Annotated in this window: 10 protein-coding genes and 1 tRNA gene; 7 read left to right on the forward strand and 4 right to left on the reverse strand. The window is 60.4% G+C overall.

Features of this window, described 5'->3' with window-relative positions:
- Positions 1 to 67 precede the first annotated feature (67 nt).
- The gene (locus tag HLH36_RS02640; RefSeq protein WP_182984894.1) at positions 68 to 631 is read left to right on the forward strand and encodes a recombinase family protein; all 564 of its coding nucleotides are present in this window, start codon (positions 68 to 70) and stop codon (positions 629 to 631) included.
- An 881-nt stretch (positions 632 to 1,512) separates the two neighbouring features.
- On the opposite strand, the gene HLH36_RS02645 is transcribed toward HLH36_RS02640, so the two are convergent.
- Positions 1,513 to 1,588: transfer RNA gene (locus tag HLH36_RS02645), tRNA-Ala, on the reverse strand.
- 246 nt (positions 1,589 to 1,834) lie between these two features.
- Positions 1,835 to 2,473 (reverse strand): Maf family protein, encoded by a 639-nt coding sequence (locus HLH36_RS02650; protein ID WP_182984895.1) that lies wholly within the window; start codon positions 2,471 to 2,473, stop codon positions 1,835 to 1,837.
- A gap of 431 nt (positions 2,474 to 2,904) precedes the next feature.
- On the opposite strand from HLH36_RS02650, the gene hemE reads away from it, so the two are divergent.
- Genes hemE through HLH36_RS02675 form a run of 5 tightly spaced genes read left to right on the forward strand, consistent with a single transcriptional unit; the run spans position 2,905 to position 6,725 of the window.
- Positions 2,905 to 3,972 carry a uroporphyrinogen decarboxylase gene (gene hemE, locus HLH36_RS02655; protein WP_182984896.1) on the forward strand — a complete coding sequence of 356 codons (1,068 nt, stop codon included), beginning with the start codon at positions 2,905 to 2,907 and terminating at the stop codon, positions 3,970 to 3,972.
- Complete coding sequence (locus HLH36_RS02660; protein ID WP_182984897.1) at positions 3,969 to 4,688, forward strand: HAD family hydrolase; 720 nt, start codon at positions 3,969 to 3,971, stop codon at positions 4,686 to 4,688. The genes hemE and HLH36_RS02660 overlap by 4 nt, the downstream gene beginning before the upstream one ends.
- Positions 4,685 to 5,134 (forward strand): protoporphyrinogen oxidase HemJ, encoded by a 450-nt coding sequence (gene hemJ, locus HLH36_RS02665; RefSeq protein WP_182984898.1) that lies wholly within the window; start codon positions 4,685 to 4,687, stop codon positions 5,132 to 5,134. The genes HLH36_RS02660 and hemJ overlap by 4 nt, the downstream gene beginning before the upstream one ends.
- 37 nt (positions 5,135 to 5,171) lie before the next feature.
- On the forward strand, positions 5,172 to 6,056 hold the full coding sequence (locus tag HLH36_RS02670; RefSeq protein ID WP_182984899.1) for an aldose 1-epimerase family protein: 885 nt from the start codon (positions 5,172 to 5,174) through the stop codon (positions 6,054 to 6,056).
- 3 nt (positions 6,057 to 6,059) lie between these two features.
- Positions 6,060 to 6,725, forward strand: a complete 666-nt coding sequence (locus HLH36_RS02675; protein WP_182984900.1) for an SOS response-associated peptidase — start codon at positions 6,060 to 6,062, stop codon at positions 6,723 to 6,725.
- Positions 6,726 to 6,958: 233 nt separating this feature from the next.
- Here HLH36_RS02675 and HLH36_RS02680 read toward each other — a convergent pair whose 3' ends face one another.
- Entirely contained in the window at positions 6,959 to 7,303 is a 345-nt protein-coding gene (locus HLH36_RS02680) for a hypothetical protein (RefSeq protein ID WP_182984901.1), read from the reverse strand.
- Between the two features lie 343 nt (positions 7,304 to 7,646).
- On the opposite strand from HLH36_RS02680, the gene HLH36_RS02685 reads away from it, so the two are divergent.
- Positions 7,647 to 8,876 carry a tyrosine-type recombinase/integrase gene (locus HLH36_RS02685; RefSeq protein WP_182984902.1) on the forward strand — a complete coding sequence of 410 codons (1,230 nt, stop codon included), beginning with the start codon at positions 7,647 to 7,649 and terminating at the stop codon, positions 8,874 to 8,876.
- A 164-nt stretch (positions 8,877 to 9,040) separates the two neighbouring features.
- Here the strand turns inward: HLH36_RS02685 and HLH36_RS02690 are convergent, their stop codons facing one another.
- Positions 9,041 to 9,838, reverse strand: coding sequence for a DUF1828 domain-containing protein (locus HLH36_RS02690; RefSeq protein WP_182984903.1), 798 nt, complete (start codon positions 9,836 to 9,838; stop codon positions 9,041 to 9,043).
- Positions 9,839 to 10,837 lie beyond the last annotated feature (999 nt).

Raw genomic sequence — 10,837 nt, forward strand, 5'->3', positions numbered from 1 at the left:
TTGCATCTCACCATATAAGACGCCATAACGAGCATGTCTAAACCCTAATGAGACATTTGAGGCGATTATGAGCACGACATACGGATATGCACGGGTCTCTACCACCGATCAGGACCTTGCCATCCAGCAAGACGCGCTCCGTGCTGCCGGCTGCACGACGATCAGATCTGAGAAAGCATCTGGCACCTCGACCAAAGGGCGAACCGAGCTTCGTATCCTGCTCGACTTCATCCGCGAGGGCGACACGCTGGTTGTAACGAGAATCGACCGCCTGGCGCGCTCGATCGCTGATTTGCAGGCTATCGTCATTGAGCTGCGCACGAAGGGGGCTGCCCTGCGCTGCACCGAACAGCCGGTGGATACCACGACCTCTGCCGGCAAGGCGTTCCTCGACATGCTGGGCGTGTTCGCCGAGTTCGAGACGAATCTCCGCCGTGAACGACAGCTTGAGGGTATAGCCGCCGCCAAGGAACGGGGCGTTTATAAGGGCCGCAAGGCATCGATCGATGTCGAGCGCGTGCGTTCGCTCCACGGTCAGGGCGTTGGGGCATCCGAGATAGCCCGACAGCTCGGCATTGGCCGGGCCAGTGTCTATCGCTGCCTGGCGGAGGCCGCGTCCGGAGCGGCGTGAACCTTGCGGAGCATGCCCGGTGCGCGCGGGCAGCGCGGTGGTTTTCTTCCCGTTTTGTGACCGCTTCCGGCCTGTCCGCGTTCATAGATATGCACTAATCGCATATCTCAGAGATGCCGAAATGGCTTCGAAATTCTGTGGATAGCTTGGGCCCGATGGTGCTCGAAGAAGGGAGATTGGCAATAATCTGCCATTCGACCGATTGCCGAGTTACACCTGTTTACACCCTCGAAAACGATAGAACGCAAAAGGTGTAACCAGTATATCCATTTAATTTCATATAGTTATGTCCCAAATTACACCTTCTACACCTGTTACACCTCTTTTCGGAGAGGGTGGAAGAAAGAGGGGCAATTGGGTGAAGTGAGCGGTCGCGGTCATCATGCGAAAAACGCATAGCTCTGGGATAGGCAGAAGGCTGGGAAGCCATGCGCACAGAGCCGGCATCAGGATGGAGAACCCACCCCATCGCATATCTCTTGGGTCCCTCTGGGAGGTGTCCCCTACCGGGAGCTATTCGCACCCCGGTCAGACGCTCTTCCTGATAAAAATGAAAATCAGGTTGCTGTTTTTGTTGGTGTTTCTGTCGCTCGGATGCAGAGGCAATAGCCATGTCGGAGAGCGGACACGTCTCTATGAAGAGATGTAGCCGTTCAACCGGCCTGTAACATCGATCAAACGAGAAGGATCGGACAGCCTCAACGGCGCTATGAGCGATCTAACTGAGGCTACCGAGCCACCAGGCTCGGGCCGATCAGCAATTCACGCACCTTATATTTCTGCGCAAGAAAGCCGGGCTCAAATGAGTCCGGACTGAGTCCGGAGCATTACTCACCGTCCCCATCTACTCTCTGCTTTTTTAAAAAAACGTAGATGGGGACTGGTGGAGCCAATCGGAATCGAACCGACGACCTCCTGAATGCCATTCAGGCGCTCTCCCAACTGAGCTATGGCCCCGTCCAACCGGCCCGCGCCGTCAGCGATGACGTGCGGGTGGGCGGGGTATAGCTGTGCCCTGTTTCCTTGGCAAGCCCTGTCCGTGGATTTTTTCCGCCATGTCGGGAAGGGAAGTTCCCTTCTTTTGTCTTCCGAAAAAGAAGCAAAAAGACTTTCATTCGTTCAGGAACATCGCGTGTTCCCAGCACAAGGCTCCTGAACGAATCAAAGTTTTTTGGTTCTTTTTTTCAAAAAAGAACAGAAACCCTACGTCAAAATCACCCCATGCTGGCGCAGGAACCCCAGCAGCGGCAGCAGCGGCAGCCCCAGAATGGCCGCATGCTCGCCCGTCACCTGCTCGAACAGATGAATGCCCGGCCCTTCCAGCCGATAGGCCCCGACCGAGGCCAGGACGGCTTCGCCTTCCAGATCCAGATAGGCATCGAGGAAGGATTCGGAAAACCGCCGCATGGTCAGTTCCGGCCGGACGACATGCTGCCAGATCACCTGCCCGTCGCGCATCACCACCACCGCGCTGTGCAGCACATGTGCCCGCCCGCGCAGGTCCAGCAACTGGGCCCGCGCCGCCGCCCGGTCGACGGGCTTCTCGAACCACACGCCGTCGCATTCCAGGATCTGGTCGGCGCCGATCACCACGCAATCGGGCTCGTGGATGCGCCGCGCCTTGAGTTCGGCGAGCAGCAGCGCGCAGTCGCCGGCCGACAGGCCCTCGGCGCGTGCCGATTCCCGCACCGTGGCTTCGTCGATGCGGGCAGGGCGGGTTTCAACGCGGATTCCGGCCTGTTCCAGCAGGTTGCGCCGGGTGGTGGACTGGCTGGCCAGTACTATCCGGGGCGACTCGGCCTGTAGAAGAGTCGCGATTAGTACTAATGACGAGTCGCTCATGCGCCGGCTCTCCGTACTGAAAAAAAGAAACCCTGTGATCGGGGCGAACGAGTACTGGGGTACATGGGGATAGTACTCCAGACGCTTCTTGATCGTACCGAGTACCGTGGACAACCCTCACAGCCGCCGACACGGTGGGTTGTACACAGCCCCTTGTCGGCATATTCGGGATAACTCATCTAACCTTATGAATCCCTGTGTGAATGAAACTGTACACCTTGTGGGAAAGACGGGGTACGTTTTTGGAAATGCGGGTACCCCGTCATCCACAGGGCCTATTAGCCTCCTCAGCATTTCTTTCTTCTTATTTCATGTTTAGAGGTTGGTCCGGAAATCTGGTGACGGCGTACCGGACCTTGATGTGCGGTCCTGTCATCCCCGAGAAAAGTACGGGATAGTCCCGAGATGAACGATGTGACGGCGGACAGGCGATGACGGATACAGGCAAACCCCTTCTGCGGGTCCTCCAGGGCGAGGCCGTGTGGCCCCCGCCGCTCTGGCTGATGCGCCAGGCCGGCCGCTACCTGCCGGAATTCCGCGCCCTGCGCGACCAGGCGGATTTCATCACCCGCTGCATGACGCCCGATCTGGCGACCGAAATCACCCTGCAGCCGATCCGGCGCTACGCCATGGACGGGGCGATCCTGTTTTCCGACATCCTGATCCTGCCTTGGGCAATGGGCCAGTCGCTGGAGTTCGTACACGGCACCGGGCCGGTGCTGGGGCCGATCCGCAGCCAGACCGATCTCGACCGGCTGGACCCGAAGCGGGTGCCAGACGCGACGGCACCGGTGATGGAAACCCTGACGCGACTGCGCGGCATCCTGGACGGCCCGGATACGATCGGCGCCGCGCAGGGCGGCCGCACCACATTGCTGGGCTTTGCCGGCGCGCCGTTCACCGTGGCGTGCTACATGGTCGAAGGCCATGGATCGCGGGAGTTCGAGGCCACGCGCGGCATGGCCTATGCCGACCCGCTGCTGTTCGACCGGCTGATAGCCCGCCTGACCGAGACGACGGCCGACATGCTGGTGGCGCAGATCGATGCCGGGGCCGAGGCGGTGATGCTGTTCGACAGTTGGTCGGGCCTGCTGCCGCCAAGCCAGTTCCGCCGCCACGTGATCGCGCCCACCCGCGCCATCGTGCAGGAAATCCATGCCCGCCGGCCTGGCGTGCCCGTGATCGGTTTCCCGCGCCTGGCCGGGGTGATGGCGGCGGAATATGCGCGGGAGACCGGGGTGCGGGTCATCGCGCTGGATACCGGCGCGGACATGAATGCGATGTGCGGCCTGCTGCCCGACAATGTGGCGCTCCAGGGCAATCTCGACCCGCTGCTGCTGCTGGCGGGCGGCGATGCGATGACGCAGGAAGCCCGTGCCATCCGAGACGCGATGAAGGGCCGGCCGCATGTCTTCAATCTCGGCCACGGGGTGGTGCCGGCAACCCCGCCGGAGCATGTGGGCGAACTGGTGCGGGCAGTTCGGGAGGTCGGGCCATGAGCCTGGACGCGCTGCCCAAGGCCGTTCGTCCGGATGGGCGGCTCCGCCTGGTGATTTTCGATTGCGACGGCGTGCTGATCGACAGCGAGGGCCCGTCCTGCCGGCTGGTGGCGCAGGAACTGCGCCAGATCGGCCTGGACTATGGTGACGAGGAAGCGGTGCAGCGTCTGGCCGGACGGGCCCTGACGCGCATCAAGATCGAAGCCGAGGCGCAGACCGGCCGCAAGCTGCCCGACGATTGGGCGACGATCGTGCAATACAAGCTGGTCGACCTGATGCGTGAAGAGGCACGCGTCATCGACGGCGCGCACGATATGCTGACGGCGGTGATCGGGCTCGATCTGCCGGTCCGGGTCGGCTCCAATTCCTCGATCGCCGAGATGGACGTGAAATTCGCCCGTACCGGCCTGGATCGGTTCGTGGCGGATCGGGTTCATTCGGCGCGTGACATGGGCAAGCCGAAACCCGATCCAGCCGTCTATCTGCACGCGGCCGAAACCGAAGGCGTGCCGGCGGACGAATGCGTCGTGCTGGAAGATACCGATACCGGCGCCAGTGCCGCGCGGGCCGCCGGGATGGCCTGCGTGCTGCTGCGTCCGCTCGACCTGCCGGCACCGGATTGGCCGGGTCTGTTCCGGATCGGGCATCTGTCGGAATTCGCCCCCTTCCTGGAGCGGATTCAAGCCGCCCAGGCAACCCATGGAGTCCGGTCTTGATCCTGGGATTCCTGCCCTGGCTGGCATGGTTCAAGGCGCTGCACGTGATGTCGCTGATCGCGTGGATGTCGGGCATGTTCTATCTGCCGCGCCTGTTCGTCTATCATTGCCAGGCCGCACCCGGTTCGGCCGAAAGCGCGCGTTTCAAGGTGATGGAACGCAAATTGCTGCGCCAGATCATGAACCCGGCCATGATCTGCACCTTTCTGTTCGGCATCCTGCTGGTAATGACTCCCGGCACTGTCGATTGGCATGCCGGCTGGTGGTATCTCAAGATTGTCTCGGTGCTGGGTCTGGCCGGCTTTCATGGCGCATGTGCGCGCTGGCGCCGCGACTTCGCGGAAGACAGAAATACGCGGCCGGAAAATTTCTATCGTGCGGCGAACGAAATTCCGACCATCCTGATGGCTGTTGTGGTGATCATGGTGATTGTCCGCCCGTTCTGATCGTCAAACATACGGGCCGGCATACGGAGGAAATGCGATGACGGATCATGTCTTCGGTTCGGACCGGATTACGGCCCGCGTTGCCGGACACGGCGCGGAATTGCAGTCGCTGGTCGACGGGGTCGGGCAGGAACGTCTGTGGACGGGGCTGCCGGCCTGGCCGCGACGCTCTCCAGTGCTGTTTCCCATCGTCGGCCGCCTGCCGGACGATACGGCCTGGATCGATGGCCGACCCTTTCACCTGACCCAGCACGGTTTTGCGCGCGATCGCGCTTTCGCATGGCAGGATCGCCGGCCTGACGGATGCACGCTGGTCCTGACCGACGATGCAGACAGCAGAACGATTTTTCCGTTCCGTTTCGAACTGGCGCTGGATTATCAGGCCATGGGCGATACGCTGCATGTGCGCTATCGGCTGCATAATCCCGACCCGATTCAGGTCCTGCCGGCCTCGCTGGGCGCGCATCCGGCCTTTGCCTGGCCACAGCGCCAGGGCGTGGCCAGGCAGGACCATGTGCTGACCTTCGACCAACCCGAACCCGCGCCGATCCGCCGCATTGCCGGCGGCCTGCTCCAGCCCACGCCATTTCCCTCGCCGATTGTCGGGCGGACGCTCGCTTTATCCGATGATCTGTTCATCGACGATGCCGTGATCATGGATGCCCCGGCCAGCCGCAGCGTCAGCTTTCACACGCTGGACGGAACAGGCGTGACGCTGGCCTGGGAAGGGTTTCGCGAACTGGGACTATGGACCAAGCCGGAGGCCGGTTTCCTGTGCATCGAACCCTGGTACGGTTTTGCGACACCCCAGGGTTTTTCAGGCGAATTCACGAACAAGCCCGGCTTGCTGCATATCGGTCCCGGCGAGGAATGGCGTGGGGCATGGTCGGTTGCCGTCGATTTGGGCTCCGCGTCCACCTGAACGATGTGCGGACGGTTCGCCAATACCCTGTCGCTGGAGCGGATGCGGCAGGCCTTTCATATCGCGGGCTCCGCGCCGGACTGGCTGCCTTCATGGAACATCGCGCCCCATCAGCCCGTGGCGGTGGTACGCCGCCATCCGGTCAGCCTCGATCTGCGGCTGGATCTGCTGTTATGGGGGCTGGTTCCCAACTGGGCGCACGACATGGGCCGGCAGCCGATCAATGCGCGGGCGGAAACCGTCGCGACGTCCGGCATGTTCCGCGCCGCCTTTCGCTCCCGCCGCTGCCTCGTCCCCGCGACAGCCTATTACGAATGGCAATCCGGCCCATCCCCCCGGCAACCCTGGGCCTTCGCCCGGCGCGACGGCCAGCCCCTGGCCCTGGCCGCGATCTGGGAATCCTGGGAATATGAAGGCGATATCCTGCGCAGCTTCGCCATCGTGACCACGCAGGCCAATGCGGCAACCCGGCCCATTCACGAACGCATGCCCGTCCTTATCGCGGACCAGGATCGCGATGCCTGGTTCGGCGCCCCGCCCGCAGTCGCACAGCAATTGCTGGCCCCGGCACCTGCCGACATGTTGCGGGCGTGGCGGGTCGGCACACGGGTCAACAAGGTGGGCCATGACGGGCCGGATCTTCTGGACCCGGTCGACGGCGAAGTCTGAAAATCTTATGGATCAGTAATTATCTTTATAAAAATGGTCATCGCACACGATGGTTTTTCTCGCACATTGAAGCGATAGTCGTTCTTTTTTGAAAAAAAGAACCAAAAAACTTTGATTCGTTCGGGAACCTTGTGCTGGAGGCGTCCGATGTCCCTGAACGGATCAAAGTCTTTTTGCTTCTTTTTCGGAAGACAAAAGAAGGTGCGCTCTTCACGCAGCGCAGACTTCCCCCGTCAGTGCCCCGTAAAAAAATCCCTGGTATCTTTCGCCGCGTCCGATCCCCAATGACCGACCTTGCGGCCGGTCTTTGCGGTCCATTGGCCTGTGGCGTGGGCGGCGTCGACCGTGCCGTTGCGTACCGTGTTCCAGCTCTTCGTGCCGGTCTTCCTGCTCCACCGCGCCGTGCCCTGCGCGGCGTTGACGGTTCCGTTGCGTACCGTCCGCCAGTCTTTCGCGGCGGCCTGGCAGGTTTGCGACTGGCATGACGACGACCCGGCCGCGATGGCCCGAGGGGCTGCCACCACCAGCATTCCCGCAATCACGAATGCGTTGGCCTTGCTGAAAAATCCACGTTCCACCCGAATGGCTCCCTGTGTGTCCTCAGTTCTCTCCTGTGTAGCACCGGATCGGCGCGAGGATAGGGCACCGGAGACTCTCCGGGCGTGAACAACCACAGGGCACACGGCCGCACACGCAGAACGAACAGCGTCCAGCCGGAGAAATTTTCAGTGATGAATCAGGGGATTGTCCAGGCAAGTGGTGGAGCTGAGGTCCACCTAACTCATGTCCATGGCTGTATCAGGGTGTCCCATAAAGGGATTGAAATAAAGGAAGAATCTAATCGCCTTGTCTCTGGGCGTCCCTGATTGACCCCTGAAAGCCCGGTTTTTAAGATGGGTACCAAGAGGGGTACAGAAAATCATGAGCCGGCTGGCGCCACACCAATTGACCGTGCGGCAGGTGACTGCCCTGAAGGACGGAACCCTGGCCGATGGGGGCAACCTGTGGGTCGTCGCCAAGGGCGGCTCCAAGGTGTGGACCTTCCGCTATACCAGCCCGAAGACAGGCAAGCGCCGGGAGATGGGGCTGGGCTCGGCCGTGGACGTCAGCTTGGTCGAGGCCCGCAAGCGCGCCGCCGACTCCCGGCACACTTTGCTTGCCGGGCTTGATCCATTGGAGCAGCGGCGCGCCGAAGAGGCAGCCGCCAAGCGTGAATTGGGCCTGACCTTCCAAGAGGTGGCCGAGCGCTACATCACTGAGCAGTCGCCAGGTTGGCGGGACAAGCGATCGGCCTCTGTCTGGCTGGCATCCCTGCAATTGAATGCTTTCCCGTCCATGGGCGACCGGCCGGTGGCGGAAATCGACACCCAGGACATTCTGACGATCTTGCGCCCGATCTGGAGCACCAAGACCGAAACGGCGTCGCGGGTGAGGGGGCGCATCGAGCGCATCCTTGATTATGCCCGGACGCATGGCTGGCGAGATGGCGAAAATCCGGCGCGCTGGAAGGGCCATCTCTCCGCGATTCTTCCGGCCCCGTCCAAGGTGGCCAAGGTCGAGCATCATGCTGCAGTGGGCCGAAAGGACATCGGCAGCGTGATGGCAGCACTGTCGAAGTCGGACGGGATCGCGGCCAAGGCCGTGCGGTTTGCCTGCCAGACCGCCGCCCGGTCTGGCGAGGTGAGGGCGGCGGTGTGGTCGGAGATCGATCTGACCGAAGGAACCTGGACCGTGCCGGCACACAAGATGAAGGCCGGGAAGGAGCATCGGGTTCCTCTGACCGATGGCGCGCTGGCCATCCTGCGCGAGGTCGAGCCGCTACGAGACCCGAGGGCCGGCGACCTGGTGTTCCCCGGTCAGAAGCGCGGCAAGCCGCTATCAGATGTCGCATTGTCCAAGGCCTTGCACCTGGCCGCCGGGACGAAGGCCGTCACAGTCCACGGATTGCGCTCCACCTTCCGCGACTGGGCAGCCGAGGAAACCGACTACCCGCGCGAGGTGGCCGAGATGGCCCTAGCGCACGCGATTGGCGACAAGGTGGAGGCAGCCTACCGCCGCGGGGATCTGTTCGAGAAGCGCCGGCAAATGATGGACGATTGGGCGCGTTGGGTGTGGGCACCGGCCCAGAAGGGGGGTGAGCAGACATCCTGAGCGCCGGACGTCGATCGCGCGCCGGTGCGCCCTCATCTTTCCACCATGAAATCCCGAAAAAACTGCCACTTATGGGTGGCGAGCGCGTGTTTTTGTCCGGATCATGTCTGCACGTGTACGCTCGGCCTGGGCAAAGAAAACCCCGCCGAAGCGGGGGTGAGGGATTAAGCGGCGATGGGGAGTTCTGCAAGGCGGCCAATTCTGTCCAACGCGGCATCTTCATCATGGCGGTAGACAAGTAGGCCATCTATTCGATTGACCGCCCGAGAAACCTTTCTGCTAGCTAACGACAGGTTCTCACCATTCTCAGTCAAAGCCAATATTTTTGCTGACCGGAAATGCCGTATACGCATCTCTTGTGACAAAGTCATAGCTTCTGTCAGACGTTCAGTCGTTTGTGCCAAAAACATAGCTACTGGAATCCCTTTATTGATGGGCTTCAATAGTATATCTGACGGAAAATCGGAAAATTCTTCTCCCAATATGCCTTGCCTGATAAATTTTGCTTCATTACCAAACCTGTTCACGAGAGCTATCATCAGGTCTTCTGAAAAAGTACTTTTCACTCGTTCCCTTGACCAGAATGAAACATCTTGAGCACGCACCAGTGCTGACATAAAAAGCACGATTTGATCAGGTGTGGGTTCCCGGTCAGTAGAATGCGTGCGAATTGAGAGCGTCTCCGGATCAATAAATGCACCCGCAGAAGCTAAAACGCCTTGCATAAATTGCGCGCGCGTTCCTTCTGAAATATCAATCCCAGAAGACTCAAGATCGCTCAAAAACGATCCGTCGTCAGATAGGTATGGGGCGCCTCTGTCGCGCACTAGGTACCCCGTGACACGATCACCATTAAGATCTTCAAATATCCCGCTAAAAGCTAGCCCTGCCGGAACGGGATTTACGGAGAGCTCTGAGCAGAATGCCGCGCAAAGCTTCTCTTTGAGATGCTCGGCGTTCATATCTTCAGTTCCCCTTGCGTTCCTACCGGGTCGGAGATTCTAAACACACGGCGTGCTGTAGACCAGAAAAATGATAGCGGCTGACCCTGAACCGTTCTTCGCCCATTCTTTTGGGGACGCTTTGTTAATTTCCCCCCATCATTCCTCTGGCGAATGGATTGGGTGCCGGTCAACGGAAGTTCATCCCCGCAGTGCGTGTGGGCATGTAATCCTGGGTGGCTGCTGTGATCTTCTAATCGGGCTAGCAATGCCAAACCATCACTATTCTGTTTAAGCAACCAAGCCTGATAGTTGCCCATACGCAGGTTTACTCGCGCCAAAAGGATAAAATCGTCGCGCAAACTTTGACATGTTAGGGCCCGCCATTGCCAGTCACCATTCAATCTCATTGATCGTGCGAATGGGAGAAGACGCGGCGGTGCAGGAGGTGCTTGCCAACCCGTGTCGGACTGGGAAGCTATCTTCTCTGACAGAATAATGCGTCTATTATGTCCTAGGGTTTCATTCATCTGGCATTGCCCATGCCGGGTAATCCTCACTGAGGAACTGTTGCGCTATTAGACGAGACAATCGTCGCTTCAAATCCTTGCGACACCATCGCCGTCATTAGATTAGAATGCATTCCATGAGTCGGCCGGCGTGACAATCTTTCCCTTCTCATCAGCCTATTGGCCCTGATCCTTGATCACGAAGATTTTTTTTGGTTGGCGATCTGGCCGCCCGGGTTATGCGCTTCCTTGGCTGATCCAACAGATTTAGCAGTCTCGCTTGCACGGCTTCTTGCGTGGCTGCAGGGCTGTGCTGGAGCAGACCGTGGTTCGAAGCGGTGTCACCGCGATCGAGCCCGGATAGGGCTGCCGGAGCGCCCGCTCGATCAGTTGAACGTCCGCCTCAATAGATGGCGCGGCCCAACCGAACGCATGTCAGCCCCGGCACGGTGGGCAGGTGCCGGCGGAGCGTCTTCTCGGAAATGCCGGACCTGGCGGCCAGGGCGGAGCA

Origin of the sequence: Gluconacetobacter aggeris (genome assembly GCF_014174395.1) — a bacterium.
Lineage (GTDB): Bacteria > Pseudomonadota > Alphaproteobacteria > Acetobacterales > Acetobacteraceae > Gluconacetobacter > Gluconacetobacter aggeris.